The organism is Nocardiopsis sinuspersici (assembly GCF_001998325.1).
GTDB lineage: Bacteria > Actinomycetota > Actinomycetes > Streptosporangiales > Streptosporangiaceae > Nocardiopsis > Nocardiopsis sinuspersici.
Genome location: NZ_MCOK01000001.1, coordinates 5,070,648 through 5,086,377 on the forward strand (window position 1 = coordinate 5,070,648; position 15,730 = coordinate 5,086,377).

General features: G+C 70.5%; 9 protein-coding genes. 3 read left to right on the forward strand and 6 right to left on the reverse strand.

Features of this window, described 5'->3' with window-relative positions:
- On the reverse strand, positions 1-3,255 hold the full coding sequence (gene fdh, locus NOSIN_RS22005) for a formate dehydrogenase (protein ID WP_077692561.1): 3,255 nt from the start codon (positions 3,253-3,255) through the stop codon (positions 1-3).
- Positions 3,256-3,610: 355 nt separating this feature from the next.
- On the opposite strand from fdh, the gene NOSIN_RS22010 reads away from it, so the two are divergent.
- A complete protein-coding gene (locus NOSIN_RS22010) occupies positions 3,611-5,269 on the forward strand; it encodes a catalase (RefSeq protein ID WP_077692562.1) in 1,659 nt (552 codons plus the stop codon).
- A 79-nt stretch (positions 5,270-5,348) separates the two neighbouring features.
- On the opposite strand, the gene NOSIN_RS22015 is transcribed toward NOSIN_RS22010, so the two are convergent.
- The 5 genes from NOSIN_RS22015 to NOSIN_RS22035 all read right to left on the reverse strand — a co-directional run bounded on the left by NOSIN_RS22015 (position 5,349) and on the right by NOSIN_RS22035 (position 11,565).
- A complete protein-coding gene (locus NOSIN_RS22015; protein ID WP_143832974.1) occupies positions 5,349-6,152 on the reverse strand; it encodes a MerR family transcriptional regulator in 804 nt (267 codons plus the stop codon).
- Positions 6,145-6,681 carry a VOC family protein gene (locus NOSIN_RS22020; RefSeq protein WP_077692564.1) on the reverse strand — a complete coding sequence of 179 codons (537 nt, stop codon included), beginning with the start codon at positions 6,679-6,681 and terminating at the stop codon, positions 6,145-6,147. Before NOSIN_RS22020 ends, NOSIN_RS22015 begins: the two co-directional genes overlap by 8 nt.
- Before the next feature lie 98 nt (positions 6,682-6,779).
- Positions 6,780-7,238, reverse strand: coding sequence for a DUF4383 domain-containing protein (locus tag NOSIN_RS22025; RefSeq protein ID WP_077692565.1), 459 nt, complete (start codon positions 7,236-7,238; stop codon positions 6,780-6,782).
- Between the two features lie 113 nt (positions 7,239-7,351).
- Positions 7,352-8,473: an enolase C-terminal domain-like protein gene (locus tag NOSIN_RS22030; RefSeq protein WP_077692566.1), complete on the reverse strand. Its 1,122-nt coding sequence runs from the start codon at positions 8,471-8,473 to the stop codon at positions 7,352-7,354.
- On the reverse strand, positions 8,470-11,565 hold the full coding sequence (locus NOSIN_RS22035) for an FAD-binding and (Fe-S)-binding domain-containing protein (RefSeq protein WP_077692567.1): 3,096 nt from the start codon (positions 11,563-11,565) through the stop codon (positions 8,470-8,472). Before NOSIN_RS22035 ends, NOSIN_RS22030 begins: the two co-directional genes overlap by 4 nt.
- A gap of 351 nt (positions 11,566-11,916) precedes the next feature.
- On the opposite strand from NOSIN_RS22035, the gene NOSIN_RS22040 reads away from it, so the two are divergent.
- On the forward strand, positions 11,917-13,704 hold the full coding sequence (locus NOSIN_RS22040) for a thiamine pyrophosphate-requiring protein (protein ID WP_077692568.1): 1,788 nt from the start codon (positions 11,917-11,919) through the stop codon (positions 13,702-13,704).
- A 120-nt stretch (positions 13,705-13,824) separates the two neighbouring features.
- Positions 13,825-15,639, forward strand: coding sequence for a glycoside hydrolase family 15 protein (locus tag NOSIN_RS22045; protein WP_077692569.1), 1,815 nt, complete (start codon positions 13,825-13,827; stop codon positions 15,637-15,639).
- The last annotated feature ends 91 nt before the right edge of the window (positions 15,640-15,730 follow it).

Sequence of the window (15,730 nt, forward strand, 5' to 3'; positions counted from 1 at the left end):
TCACACCTCCGTTCCGGTCTGCTCGGTGATCCCGGCGCGCTCCTGGTAGGCGCGCACGAACTCCCTGCGCTCGGCGCCGCGCGGGCGCCGTCCCGCGACGATGTCGGCGGTGAGCGCCTTGACCTCCTGGATGTGCACGTTGGGGTCCAGGGAGATGGACATCAGCTCGTTGGCCGCGTCCCCCGTCGAGTACCCGTTCGGCCCCCAGTGGTAGGGCACCCCGATCTGGTGGACCACCCTTCCCTGCACCCTCAGGGGCCTCATGCGGTCCGTGACCATGACCCGGGCCTCGATGGCGTTGCGTGCCGTGACGATGGTGGCCCAGCCGCCGTGCTCCAGCCCGCGCTCGGCCGCCAGCTCCGGTCCCACCTCGCAGAAGAACTCCGGCTGTAGTTCGGAGAGGTAGGGCGTCCACCGGCTCATCCCGCCCGCGGTGAAGTGCTCGGTGAGCCGGTAGGTGGTCACCACGTACGGGAAGACGTCCGCCCCCGGGGTGCCGGGTGCGGGGTGGTACCGGTTGTACTCGTGCGGATACGTCAGACGCGTCGGGTTGCGCTGGTGCCCGTAGAGCGGGTTCGCGAACGGGGTGTCCTGCGGCTCGTAGTGGGTGGGCATCGGCCCGTCGTTCAGCCCGGCGGGCGCGTACAGCCACCCCCTGCCGTCGGCCTGCATGATGAAGGCGTCCCGCCCGCTCAGCGCCGCCACCCCCTCGGCGTCCTCCGGGGGCTGGTGGTCGGGCGCCTTGTGGTTCTCGAAGTCGGGTGTGTCGTGCCCGACCCAGCTGCCCTGCTCGGCGTCCCACCAGACGAGGCTCTTGCCCGGACTCCACGGCTCGCCGTTCTCGTCCGCGGACGCGCGGTTGTAGAGGATGCGCCGGTTGTCCGGCCAGGACCACGCCCACTCGGCGGCGATCCAGTCCTGTTCCGTGTGGGGCTTCTTGCGCGCCGCCTGGTTCACCCCGTCCTTGAAGACGCCGCAGTAGATCCAGCATCCGCAGGACGTGGACCCGTCGTCGCGCAGCTCCGTGTAGGCGGTGAGCGGACGACCCTCGGCGTCGTGGCCGTTGATCTCCCGCAGGACCGCGGCCGCGTCGGGCTCGCCGTCCTCCTCCAGCGGGTAGTCCCACGTCAAGTCCAGGACCGCGCGGTCCTTGGGGTCGTCGGAGCCGGCGAGCCTCTCGCGGATGATCCGGCCCAGGTGGTACATGAACCAGAGATCGCTGCGTCGGTCACCGCTGGGAAGCACGGCCCGGTCGTGCCACTGGAGCAGCCGGTTGGTGTTGGTGAAGGTGCCCGACTTCTCGGTGTGCGCCGCGGCGGGGAAGAAGAACACCTCGGTGCCGATGTCCTCGGTCCGCTTCTCCCCGGACTCGATCTCCGGCCCGTCCTTCCACCAGGTGGCGCTCTCGATCAGCGAGAAGTCGCGCACGACCAGCCAGTCCAGTTCGGCCATGCCCATGCGCTGGGCCCGGCTGTTGGCCGAGCCCACGGCGGGGTTCTCCCCCATGAGGAAGTAGCCCTTGCAGTCCCCGGCGATCTGGGCCATCACGGTGTCGTAGTGACTGTGGGACCCCGTGAGCTTCGGGATCCGGTCGAAGCAGTAGTCGTTCTCGGCCGTCGCGCTCTCGCCCCACCATGCCTTGAGCAGGCTGACGGTGTAGGCCCGCATCCCGTCCCAGAAGCCCTTGCGCGGGTTGCCGACGGCCAGGACGTAGTTCTCCAGGGACGTCTCCTCGTGGGCGTGGGGCATCGGCAGGTAGCCCGGGAGCAGGTCGAACAGCGTCGGCACGTCGCTGGAGCCCTGGATGCTGGCGTGTCCGCGCAGTGCCTGGATGCCTCCGCCCGGACGGCCGATGTTGCCCAGCAGGAGCTGGAGGATGGAGGCGGCCCGGATGTACTGCGAGCCGACGGTGTGCTGGGTCCAGCCCACGGCGTAGCAGAAGGCGCTGGTGCGGTCCCGGCCCGAGTTGCCGGTGAGGTGGTCGCACACCTGGAGGAAGGTCTCCCGCGGGATGCCGCAGACCTCCTCGACCATCTCGGGCGTATAGCGCGAGTAGTGGCGCCCGAGGATCTGGAACACGCAGCGCGGGTCGGTGAGCGTCGGGTCCTCCCGCGGCTTGTTCCGGATCACCGCGCCGCCCGAGCCCTGCTGTTCGGGCCGACCGGCGCGGCTGGTGTCGAGGGTCTCCTCCAGCCGCTCCCTGTGCAGCTGGTCGCGGTTGCCGGACGCGGCGGCCACCTCAGCGCCCTCGTAGCCCCAGGTGCCGGCGTCGTAGCTCTTGTCCCTCTCCGAGAAGCCGGAGAACAGGCCGTCCAGGTCCTCGGTGTCCTGGAAGTCCTCACCGACGATCGTCGCGGCGTTGGTGAAGGCGAGCACGTAGTCGCGGAAGTACTTCTCCTCGGTGAGGACGTGGTTGATGATCGCGCCGAGGAAGGCGATGTCGGTGCCCGCGCGGATGGGCACGTGCAGGTCGGCGAGGGCGCTGGTGCGGCTGAACCGGGGATCGACGTGGATGACCACCGCGCCGCGCGCCTTGGCCTCCATGACCCACTGGAAGCCGACCGGGTGGGCCTCGGCGAAGTTGGAACCCTCGATGACGATGCAGTCGGAGTTCTGCAGGTCCTGGAGGAACATGGTCGCCCCGCCCCGGCCGAAGCTCGTCCCCAGCCCGGCGACGGTGGAGCTGTGGCACACCCGGGCCTGGTTCTCCACCTGGACGACGCCGAGCGAGGTCAGGAGCTTCTTGATGAGGTAGTTCTCCTCGTTGTCCAGCGTGGCTCCGCCCAGGCTGGCGATCCCCAGCGTGCGGGCCACCCTGCGCCCCCCGTACTCCTGCTCCCACGTCTCGTCGCGGGTGCGGACCACCCGTTCGGCGACCATGCCCATGGCGGTGTCGAGGTCGAGTTCCTCCCAGTCGGCGCCGTACGGGCGGCGGTAGAGGACCTTCTCCTCACGGCCGGACCCGGTGGTGAGCTGGAGGCTGGCCGCCCCCTTGGGGCACAGGCGGCCGCGGCTGATCGGGGAGTCGGGGTCGCCCTCGATCTGGACGACCTTCTCGTCCTTGACGTAGACGTTCTGGGAGCAGCCCACCGCGCAGTAGGGGCAGACCGACCGCACGACCCTGTCGGCGTCCTCGGTGCGGGCCCGCAGGCTCTCCGACCGCTCGGACTTCGCGGCGGCTCCGAGACCCATCCGGTCCTCGCCGGTGAGCTGCCGGTACACCGGCCACGACTCGATCCACGTGCGTACACCCATGCTCGCCCCCGAACCGGCCCCTGGGCCGTCGACGTCGTTCCACGTCCACGCGAGGGCGTGGACAGCAGGTGTCCACCATCCGCCGGAAGGGTGCCCGCGCGCGTGGGGACACGCCGCTCGTGGTGGATCCATGGGCGTTCCGTGCCACCGTGCCGGGGCGGTGAGGTTTCACGTGAAACACCGGATCCGACGAGGTCGGGAGGGGCGAACGCGCCTCTTCGGACATCTCGTACGGGACGACGGTCCCCGTACTCCCTTCACTTGGTAAGAACTTCCCCCTCCGTGCGTTCCCGGCCTCGGCGATGGGCAGGGGAACCCGAGGAAGAACATGACGACTCGGTGGGGGACCAGTCACATGACCGACGTATCCAGCCAGGGATCCGCGTCCGGAGACGACCGCGAAGTACTCACGAACCGGCAGGGACACCAGGTCTACGACAACCAGAACCAGCGCACGGTCGGCGAGCGGGGGCCCGCCACGCTGGAGAACTACCAGTTCCTGGAGAAGATCAGCCACTTCGACCGGGAGCGCATCCCCGAGCGGGTGGTGCACGCTCGCGGCGCGACCGCGTTCGGCTACTTCGAGGCCTACGGCAAGTGGGGCGACGAGCCGATCAGCCGCTACACGCGGGCCAAGCTCTTCCAGGAGCGGGGCAGGCGCACCGACATCGCGCTGCGCTTCTCCACGGTCATCGGCGGCCGCGACTCCTCCGAGGCCAACCGCGACCCGCGCGGGTTCGCCATCAAGTTCTACACCGAGGAGGGCAACTGGGACCTGGTGGGCAACAACCTCGCGGTGTTCTTCATCCGCGACGCCATCAAGTTCCCGGACGTGATCCACGCCCTCAAGCCGGACCCGGTGACCTTCCACCAGGAGCCGAACCGCATCTTCGACTTCATGTCGCAGACCCCCGAGTCCATGCACATGCTGGTCAACCTGTTCAGCCCGCGCGGCATCCCGTCGGACTACCGGCACCAGCAGGGCTTCGGCGTCAACACCTACAAGTGGGTCAACGACGTGGGCGAGACGGTCCTGGTCAAGTACACGTGGATGCCCAAGCAGGGCGTGCGGAGCATGACCGAGGCCGACGCCGCCAACGTCCAGGCGGACGAGACCGGGCACGCGACCAAGGACCTGCACGAGGCCATCAACCGGGGTGACTACCCCGAGTGGGAGCTGCTCGTGCAGATGATGAGCGACGACGAGCACCTCGAACTCGACTTCGACCCGCTGGACGACACCAAGACCTGGCCGGAGCAGGACTTCCCGCCCAAGCCCGTGGGGCGGATCGTGCTCGACCGCAACGTGTCGGACAACTTCGCCGAGAACGAGCAGATCTCCTTCGGCACCGGCGTGCTCGTGGACGGCCTGGACTTCTCCGACGACAAGATGCTGGTCGGGCGCACCTTCTCCTACAGCGACACCCAGCGCTACCGGGTGGGGCCCAACTACCTGCAGCTGCCGGTGAACCAGGCCAAGAACACGAACGTGCGCACCAACCAGCGCGACGGCCTGATGACCTACTACCAGGACACCGGCGGGGAGAACCCGCACGTCAACTACGAGCCGTCCATCCACGGCGGCCTGCGCGAGGGGCAGTACCCCACGCACGACGAGCAGGGCCCGGAGATCCGGGGGAGGCTCACCCGCAAGCGCATCGTGCGCACCAACGACTACAAGCAGGCGGGTCAGCGCTACCTCCTGATGGAGCAGTGGGAGCGCGACGACCTCGTGCACAACTTCGCGACGCTGTTCGCCCAGTGCGACCGGCCGGTCCAGGAGCGGATGGTCTGGCACCTCCTCCTGGTCGAGGACGACCTGGGGCTGCGCGTCGGCAAGAGGCTCGGCATCGGTCCGGAGGACGTGGCGCACCTGGATCCGCTCCAGAGCCAGACCCTGACCGACGAGGACCGCCAGCGCCTGGCCAACCTGGGCAGGAACGGCCCGCGCGACGTGTCGGGGCTGACGATGACCCACTGCGTGCCCAACCATCGCCACAGGGTCGAGCGCTAGGTCCCCCTGGCGGGAACGCGGAACGGGTCCCGGTCCTCCGGGGCCCGTTCCGTGTGTCCCCGCCCTCCGGATCCGCGCTCTACCGCCAGGACGCGGTGTCGGGGTCGATGCCGTGGGCACGCGCGTCGGCGTCGACGATGCGGCGGAACCACGCGGCGAGGCCGGCGCGGATGCCGTCGTAGTGGGCGGCGAACCCCGGATCGGCCTCGTACATGCGGCCGAGACAGACCTGCATCCGTCTGGTGAGGGGAAAGTACGAGGCGAAGACCTCGCGGTGCCGCTCGACGAGCCGGTTCGCTTCCGGGCTACCGGGTTCGACGCCGGCGTCCATCGCGTCCCCGAGGGCGCGTTCGAGGCAGGCGACGGCCTCGGCGACGGCCCGCCACTCCTCCGGGCCGCGTGAGGCCGAGCGTTCGGCGTACTGCGTCCACTGCGTCGTGCCCCCGTAGAGCTGACGTGCCCGGGCGGGCCAGTCCGGGTTCCACTGGGGGCCGAAGACCGCGGCCTGCTGCTCGGTGGTCAGCAGCAGGCCGTGCTCCTGGGCGTCGATCATCCGGTCCAGTCCGGCCCCGAGCCTCTGGAGGCGGTCGATCCGTTCGTCGACCTGGGCGCGCTGCGCGCGCAGCGCGCCGGGCACGTCCGCGGCCGGGTCCTCCAGGACGTCCCGGATCCTGTCCAGTCCGAGACCGAGCTCACGGTAGACGACGACGCGGTGTAGGCGTTCCAGGTCACCGGCGGTGTAGAGCCGGTATCCGGCGGCCGTGCGCAGCGACGGTCGCGCCAGGCCGACCTCGTCCCAGTGGTGCAGCGCGCGGACCGTCACGCCCAGGCGCTTCGAGACCTGGCCGACGGTCAGGCCGTCGGTGTCCGCGGCATCAGGCATGTTCCCCATTGTCGCCGCGGCCGGCGTCCGGCGGGGTGATCCCGATGGCCTCGAGGTTGCGCGCCTCCTGGCTGGCCGGGTCGAGGGGCTTCGCCGCGGTGAGGACGATCCGTGCGTTCTCGGGGGTGGTCACCTCCACGTCGCGGGTGTTCCAGGGAGTGTCCCGCGGACCGTCGACCGATTTCGGGCGCAGCGCGCGGCAGGACTCGACGAGGGAGTCGACCTGGCTGAGCACGCACGCGAAGCTGAGGCCCATCGCCGGTGCCCGCTCCGAAGCGTCCGCCGCCGAGACGAGGAGTACGTCCTGGAACGCCCACCGGCGCAGGTGCACGAGCCTGCCGGGGATGCCGAACAGCTCGAAGAACCCGAGCCCACGAGTCCAGAAGTCCACCGACGCCGCCATGTCATTCGTGGGGATGGTCGCGAACGCGGGCATCCCGTAGATGCCGCGGAACGGCTCCGGCGGAACCGCGTCCGGGCCGGGAGGGGGTACGGGACTCGTCTCGAAGGCGTCGTAGTAGTCGCTCATGCACCCCACCCTCCGGCCTCACGCGACGTGAGGGTCAAGCCGGATCCGTGGACCCCGCCCAACCCCCGCGTCGCGGCCGACGTCGCGGCCTACTACCCCTAGCGCCTCGCTTCGCGGGAGGGCGCGAGGATGAACCCGAGCCCGACCATGGTCAGCGCGAGGACCAGGTGCAGCCAGTTGTCGGCGTCGTTGAGCGGCACGATGTTCGTCGGGTCCTCGTTGTCGACCAGCAGGCCGTAGAACCACAGCAGCAGGTAGAGGAACCCGCCGCCGACGAGGAAGGCCTTCGCCGCCGAGGCGGTGCGCGCCATCGCCACCCCCGCCGCGCCGAGGACCAGGTGGAGCAGGTTGTGCAGGATCGACACCTGGAAGATCCCGAGCAGGAAGGCCTCGGACTCGTGCCCGGCGAACTGCATCTGGCCGTAGTTCGTGGTCACTCCGGGGATGAACCCCAGCAGGCCCACCAGCAGGAAGACGACGCCGTAGACGAGCGCGGCGACGCGGATCGGCTTCCCGGGCACCCTGGTCTCACCCTGGGTCGGCATTCCCTTGGACATGGTTACCTCCACCGTGGTCACGTCCAACTCTTCCGCCCCTGTAACAACAAGAGCGTGACAAACCCCTACCCGTAGTGATGTGCGACACACCTATCGCTGCTCCGATAACGGGGTCAGCCGGTGCGGTAGCGCTCGGCGTCGGCCTCCCGGAGGGTGAGTCCGTGGCCCGGACGGTCGGGATCCGGCCACAGGGACCCCTCCCGGGGCGGGTCGGCGCCGTCGAAGAAGAGGGTCTCCACGCGTACGTGGTCGTGGAACCACTCCAGGTGGCGCAGGTTGGGCAGGGCCAGTGCCGCGTGGCGGTGCAGGTAGGGCGCGCAGTGCGACGACACCTCCAGGCCGTGCGCGGCCGCCACGGTCGCCGCGCGCTGCAACTCCAGGACGCCGCCGCAGCGGGTGATGTCGATCTGGAGGCAGTCCACCGCCCCGGCCGCGCACATCCGCTGGAAGTAGGGCAGGTCGAAGCCGTACTCCCCGGCCGTCACGTCCGCCGGGACCGCGTCCCGGATCCGCCGGAGACCGTCGAGGTCGTCGGAGGAGACCGGCTCCTCCAGCCAGCGCACGTCCAGCTCGCTCATCGGTCCGGCCAGCCGGATCGCCTGCTTGGCCGTGTAACCGCCGTTGGCGTCGGTGAAGAGCTCGGCCTCGGGGCCGATCGCCTCGCGGGCCAGGCGGAGCCGCTCCACGTCGCGCTCCTCCCGCGTGCCCCACGACTCCCCGACCTTGACCTTGACCCGCCCGAAGCCCTGCTCGTGCACCCAGTGCGCCAACTGCTCGCGCATCACGTCGTCGGGGTAGCTGGTCAGGCCGCCGCTGCCGTACAGCGGCGCGCTCTGGTGCGCGGCGCCGAGCAGCCGGTACAGGGGCAGGCCGAGCAGGCGTGCCTTGAGGTCCCACAGCGCGGTCTCGACCGCCGAGACGGCGTAGCCGACCGCGCCCGGCCTGCCCGCGTTGCGCACGGCGCGGACCATGGCCTCCAGCGCGGCCGGCACGTCCAGCACGGGTCGGCCCCCGACCTGCTCGGCGAGCAGGTCCCGGACGACGGCGGCGCAGGCGGCGGGGCCGTAGGTCCACCCCAGTCCCTCGCGGCCGCCTCCGCCCACCCGGACGAGCACCATCGTGGTGGAGTCCCAGGTGATCGTGCCGTCCGCCGCGGGCCGGTCGGTGGGAACGGTGTAGACGGCCGCGTCCACACTCGTGACGACCGGGTCGGACACCTCCCCCACCCCGTTCATGAGCGCCCCCTCCCCGCGGAGGAGCCGCCGCTGGAGCGCCGTCCCGCGCGCTCCGCCCCCTCCTGGATCTCGTTCACGTCATAGGGGGGCACCTTGCGCGGGGCGGCGAAGCGGGTCGCGGCCCGCTCCGGGTGGTGGGACGGCAGGGCGTCCCGCATGGCGAGGTCCAGGGCCTCGGCGAGGTGGACGGCCCCGCGGCCGGTGTCGGCCTGCTCGATCTGGGTTCGGCAGCTGAACCCGTCGGCCAGCAGGAGGGCGCCGGGGTCGGCCCCGCGCACGGCGGGCAGCAGCCCCGACTCGGCTACGGCCATGGACACCTCGTAGTGGCCCTCCTCGAAGCCGAAGTTGCCCGCCAGGCCGCAGCAGCCGACGTCGAGGAGGTCCACGTCGGCGCCCGTGCGCCCCAGCAGCTTCCTGTCCTCGTCGAAGCCCAGGACCGCGTGCTGGTGGCAGTGCCGCTGGGTGACGGCGGTACGGCCCAGCCGGGGAGGCTCCCAGTCAGGCGCGTACCGGTTGAGGAACTCCGAGAGCGTGAAGAACTGGGAACGCAGCCTCGCGACGTCCTTGTCGTGCGGGAAGAGCTCGGGCGCGTCCGCGCGGAAGACGGCGGCGCACGAGGGCTCCAGGCCGACGACGGGGGTGCCCGCGCGGATGTCGTCGCGCAGCGCCGCGACGGTGCGCTCCAGCACCCGGCGCGCCACGCCCAGTTGGCCGGTGGAGATCCAGGTGAGCCCGCAGCACAGGGTCTGTGACGGCACCCTGACGTGGAAGCCCGCGTCCTCCAGGACCCGGACCGCCGCCGCGCCGACCGCCGGGTGGAAGTTGTCGGTGAAGGTGTCCGGCCACAGGATCACCTCGCCGCGCTCGCCCTCCTTCGAGCCGCGCCTGCGCATGGAGTCGCTGAAGCGGACCGGGGCGAACGGGGGCACCGGGCGCTCCTGGGCCACCCCGCCGAGCCGCTTGCCCGGGCGGGTGAGGAACCGGACGGAGCTCAGCGCGTTCACCAGCCCGGGTGCGAGGGAGGCGGCCCGGGCCCAGAGGGGGAGCCATCCCAGGCTGTAGTGCGCGGCGGGACGGATCCTCCCCGCGTGGTGGTGGGCCAGGAACTCGGCCTTGTAGGTGGCCATGTCGACGTTGACGGGGCAGTCGGTCTTGCACCCCTTGCAGGCAAGGCACAGGTCCAGGGCCTCGTCGACCTCCTCCGAGCGCCAGCCCTCCTCGACCACGTCCCCTTCGAGCATCTCGAAGAGGAGCCGGGAGCGCCCTCGGGTGGAGTGCTCCTCCTCCCGCGTCACCCGGTAGCTGGGGCACATGACACCGCCGCTGTCGCTGCGGCACTCGCCCACCCCCACGCAGCGCAGTACGGCCCTGGAGAAGTCGGCGTCGTCGTGCGGGTAGCCGAAGTAGGTGTCGGTCTGCTCGGGTTGGTAGTCGGCGCCGAGCCGCAGGTTCTCGTCGAGCCGGTCGGGGCCGCGGCCGTCCGGTGATATGAGCTTGCCGGGGTTCATCCGGTCGTCCGGGTCGAAGATCCTCTTGAACTCGGCGAAGGCGGGCATCAGCTCGGGGCCGAACATCTTCGGCCACAGCTCGGCGCGCGACTGGCCGTCGCCGTGCTCGCCCGAGAGCGAGCCGCCGTAGGAGACCACCAGGTCGGCGGCGCGCTCGACGAACCGGCGGAAGTCGGCTATCCCGGTGGGGGTGACCAGGTCGAAGGGGATGCGCGTGTGCAGGCAGCCGTGCCCGAAGTGCCCGTACATCGAGGAGCGGTCCGCGTAGCCGAACTCCTCCATCAGAGCGTGCAGGTCGCGCAGGTAGTCGCCGAAGCGCGCCGGCGGCACCGCGGAGTCCTCCCAGCCCTCCCAGGTGTCGGGCTCGGCCGGGACCCGGGCCGTGGCGCCCAGCCCGGCCTCGCGCACCTTCCACATCTCCGCCAGGCGGTCGGGGTCGTCGAAGACCCTGGCGTCCAGCACGTCGCCGGATGCCTGCATGGCGTCGGCGAAGTCCTGGGCCCGGCGGCTCGCCTCCTCCCGGTCGGCGCCGCCGAACTGCACCATCAGCCACCCCGCGCCCTCGGGCATCTGGCTCACCGCCGTGGGGTGCAGGTTCTTGCGCCTCTCGTAGGCGATCAGTTTGTCGTCCAGCCCCTCCAGGATGTGGGGATCGTGTTCCAGGACCGTGGGAACGGCGTCCGCGGCGGCGAAGACGTCGGAGTAGCCGCACACCGCCATCGCCATGGCCTCGGGCGCGTCGACCAGGCGCACCTCGGCCCGCAGGACCGTCACCAGGGTGCCCTCGGACCCGACGAGCGCCGCGGCCAGGTCGAACCCGTTCTCGGGCAGCAGGGAGTCGAGGTTGTAGCCCGAGACGCGGCGGGGGATGTCGGGGAACCGGCGCCGGACGGCCGTGGCGTGGCGGTCCCGCACCTGGCGCAGGCCCCGGTAGATCTCGGCACGGCGCCCGCCCTCGGCGACGATGCGCTCGTACTCCTCGTCCGACGTGGGGCCCACCCACATCCGGCACCCGTCGTAGGTCAGCACCTCCAGGCGGACCACGTTGTCCACGGTCCTGCCGTAGGCCTGCGCGCTGGAGCCGCAGGAGTCGTTGCCGATCATCCCGCCGATCGTGCAGCGGCTGTGGGTGGAGGGCTCCGGTCCGAAGAGCAGCTTGTCCCGCACCTGGTTCGTGTGCGCGTTCAGGGCGTCCAGCACGATGCCCGGCTCCACGACGGCGGTCCTCGCCTCGGGGTCGACGCTGAGGACCCGCGTGCAGTACTTGGACCAGTCGATCACGACCGCGACGTTGCTGCACTGCCCGGCCAGGCTCGTGCCGCCGCCCCTGGAGAGCACGGGCGCGCCGTGCTCTCGGCACACCGCCACCGCCTCGGCCCCGGCGTCGACCGTCCTCGGCACGACGACCCCGATGGGGACCTGCCGGTAGTTGGAGGCGGCGGTCGAGTAGGTGGCGAGCGAGCCCCGGTCGAAGCGGATCTCCCCGTCCACCCGCTCGGTGAGGTCACGCAACAGCGCGTCGGTGTCGACGGAGGTCGGTGTGATGCCCCGTCGGGGAGAGGGTGCGGGCAGGTCCACGGCCATGTCAGTCGTCCGTTCCGTCGACGTGATACGGGTCCGTCGCACGTGCGAGCGCGAGAGTCGCGGCCCCCGGCCGGGAGGACGGTGGACCGCACACACGCCACTAACCGGCCCCGCACCCGTACAAACGCCGCCGCTCCCACACGTGGTGACGGATCGGAGGCCCGACGTCACACCAGGTGAATCAGGTGAATGGGGGAGCGGTAGTCGGGGTAGTCGCGCCAACGGAGCACTCCCACGGTCGGAGGACACGGTGCGGGGTGCGCCCGCGCGAAAGGCCCGCGCGAAAGAGGGCGGGCGGGGCACCGCGAGCGCGGTGCCGAACACGGTGTCGATGCCGAGAGGGGAACGGTCATGGCGGAACTGGTGTCCGACTACATGCTGAAGCGTCTGAGGGAGTGGGGGGTCGACCGCGTCTTCTCCTACGCGGGCGACGGCATCAACGGTCTGCTCGCGGCGTGGGACCGGGCCGACAACAATCCGCGCTTCATCCAGTCCCGGCACGAGGAGCTGGCAGCCTTCGAGGCGACGGGGTACGCGAAGTTCTCCGGACGTGTGGGCGTGTGCGCGGCCACATCGGGGCCCGGCGCCATCCACCTGCTGAACGGCCTCTACGACGCCAAGCTCGACCACGTACCGGTCGTGGCGATCATCGGGCAGACCGCGCGCAGCGCGATGGGCGGCTCCTACCAGCAGGAAGTCGACCTGATGTCCCTCTACAAGGACGTGGCCAGCGACTACCTCCAGATGGTCACCGTCCCAGAGCAGTTGCCCAACGTGCTGGACCGGGCGATCCGGACCGCTGCGAGCAGGCGCACGGTCACGGCGATCATCGTCCCGGCCGACGTCCAGGAGCTGGAGTACTCGCCGCCCGAACACGAGTTCAAGATGGTGCCCTCCAGCCTCGGTATGCCCGCCCCGCAGTCGACCCCGTCCGCCGAGGGCTTGGACAAGGCAGCCGAGGTCCTCAACTCGGGTGAGCGCGTCGCGATGCTGATCGGCCAGGGTGCCAGGGGAGCTGCGGACGAGGTCGTCGAGATGGCCGACAAGCTCGGCGCCGGGGTGGCCAAGGCCCTGCTGGGCAAGGATGCGCTGCCCGACGACCTGCCCTTCGTGACCGGTGCGATCGGGCTGCTGGGCACCCGTCCCTCCTACGAGCTGATGCAGGACTGCGACACCCTGCTCGTCGTCGGCTCCAGCTTTCCCTACACCCAGTTCATGCCCGAGTTCGGCCAGGCACGCGCCGTCCAGATCGACATCGACCCGACCATGGTCGGCATGCGGTATCCGTTCGAGTGCAACCTGGTCGGCGACGCCGCGGAGACGCTGCGAATGCTGTTGCCACTCGTCGAGCGCAAGACCGACCGCTCCTGGCGGGAGAAGATCGAGGACAACATCCGGCGCTGGGACGAGGTCATGGAGCGGCGCGCGTACGTGGACGCCGATCCGGTCAACCCCGAGCGCGTCTTCCACGAGCTCTCTCCGATGCTGCCCGACGACGTGATCGTGACGGCGGACTCCGGCTCGGTGGCCAACTGGTACGCGCGGCACCTGAAGTTCCGCAAGGGCATGCGCGGATCCCTGTCGGGGACCCTGGCCACGATGTGCCCCGGCGCGCCCTACGCGACGGGGGCCAAGTTCGCCCACCCCGACAAGCCGGTGATCGCGTTCGTCGGCGACGGGGCCATGCAGATGAGCGGCCTCAACGAGCTGATCACCATCGGCCACTACGCGAAGGAGTGGGACAACCCCCAGGTCATCATCGCCGTGCTCAACAACGGCGACCTCAACCAGGTGACCTGGGAACTGCGAGCCATGGGCGACGCGCCCCAGTTCATCCCCTCACAGCGCATACCCGACTTCCCCTACGCCGGGTTCGCCGAGAGCATCGGGATGCTGGGAATCAAGGTCGACGACCCCAAGGACATCAAGGGGGCGTGGGAACGGGCGCTGGCCGCGGACCGCCCCTGCGTGATCGAGTTCGTCACGGATCCGGCCATCCCGCCGATCCCGCCGCACGCGACGCTGGAACAGATGGAGAGCGTGGCCAAGGCCCTGGCCAAGGGCGACCCGGAGGCGTGGGAAGTGGTCAAGCAGGGGGTCAAGTCCAAGGCACAGGACTTCCTTCCCGGCGGACGGTGACAGCAGCCATGGGCGGTGCGGGTCCGGTACGGCGCCGGTCCACCCGTTCCCGCACCACCAGGAGACGGCGGGGAGGGGCGGGAACCGTATACACCCCATCTGTGAACGGAAGGCGGAGAGTTGACCCTTCCCATCGAGGACTACGCGTTTTTGGGCGACATGAAGACGTCGGCCCTGATCGGCAGCAACGGAGACGTGGACTGGCTGTGCCTGCCCCGGTTCGACTCCGGCGCCTGCTTCGCCGCCCTGCTCGGCGACGCGGGCAACGGCCGCTGGTCCATGGCCCCGGCGGGGGAACACCGGATGTCGGCTCGGCGGTACCGCCCCGACAGCCTGGTGCTGGAGACCGAGTTCCGGTCCGAGGACGGTGTGGTCCGGGTCGTGGACTGCATGCCCGTCGACGCGCACCGGACCTGCCTGATCCGCCGGGTCGAGGGGGTGGAGGGGCGTGTGCGCATGCGCTCCGAGGCCCTGATGCGCTTCGACTACGGATCGATCGTCCCGTGGGTGCGCAAGGAGGGGCGGCGGCTGCACCTCGTCGCCGGCCCGGACAGCTGCTACCTGGACTCCGACGTGGAGTTCGACGTCGGGGCCACGGACAGCCCGGTCGCGGAGTTCACGGTCGCCGCGGGTGAGAGCACGGACTTCGTCCTCATCTGGACCCCGGCCCGGGCCGCGGCCCCGGAGCCGGTCGACGCCGACGCGCTCATCGAGCGCACGGACGGGTTCTGGCGGAAGTGGGCCTCCGAGTGCACCTATGAGGGTGAGTACCGCGACGCGGTCGTCCGGTCGCTGATCACCCTCAAGGCCCTGACGCACTCGCCAGGCGGAGGCATCGTCGCCGCGGCCACCACCTCGCTGCCGGAGCAGCTCGGCGGCGTGCGCAACTGGGACTACCGCTACTGCTGGCTGCGCGACGCGACGCTGACTCTGCTCACGCTGCTGGAGTCCGGCTACACGCAGGCGGCCGTCGAATGGCGCGAGTGGCTGCTGCGCGCGGTCGCGGGGGAGCCCGCGCAGATGCGGATCATGTACGGGATCGAGGGGGAGCGCAGGCTGCCCGAGCTGGAGCTGGACTGGCTGTCCGGCTACGAGGGCTCCCGCCCCGTCCGGACCGGCAACGAGGCCGCCCAGCAGTGGCAGCTCGACGTCTACGGCGAGGTGATGGACGTCTTCCACCAGGCCCGGGACCACGGGATTCCGCCGCAGGAACAGGCCTGGGAGCTCCAGCGCCACCTGATGGACTTCCTGGAGTCGCACTGGCGCGAACCCGACAACGGGATCTGGGAGATGCGCGGGCCCAGGCGGCACTTCACCCACTCCAAGATCATGGCCTGGACCGCCGTGGACCGCGCCATCAGCGGGGTCGAGAGGTTCGGCCTGGAGGGACCGGCGGAGAAGTGGCGGCGCCTGCGCGACGACATCTTCGAGGACGTGTGCTCGAACGGATACGACCCCGAGCGCCGGGCCTTCACCCAGTACTACGGCTCCTCGGCCCTGGACGCCTCGCTCCTGATGGCCAGCAGCGTCGGTTTCCTCCCGGCCACCGACGAGCGCATGCGGGGAACCGTGGACGCCGTCCAGCGGGAACTGTGCCGCGGCGGCCTGGTCGAGCGCTACTCCATGACCGAGGCGACCGAGCAGGTGGACGGACTTCCCCCCGGCGAGGGCGTGTTCCTGCCCTGCACGTTCTGGCTCGTCGACAACCTCGTCATGCAGGGTCGTGTCGACGAGGGCAGGGGCATCTTCGAGCACCTGCTGAGCCTGCGCAACGACCTGGGGCTGCTGGCCGAGGAGTACGACACGGACGCGGGGAGGCTGGTCGGGAACTTCCCGCAGGCGCTGTCCCACATCGCCCTGGTCAACAGCGCCTTCGAGCTGGAGCGGGGCCGCAACGGCCCGGCACAGCGCCGGGCGAACTCCCGGGGCGGGTGACCTCCGCCCGGAGTCGACGAGTCGACAGGGCGACGAGGTGACAAGGCGAGGGGGCGACAGGTCGGGAAACCGACCTGTCGCCCCCTCGTCC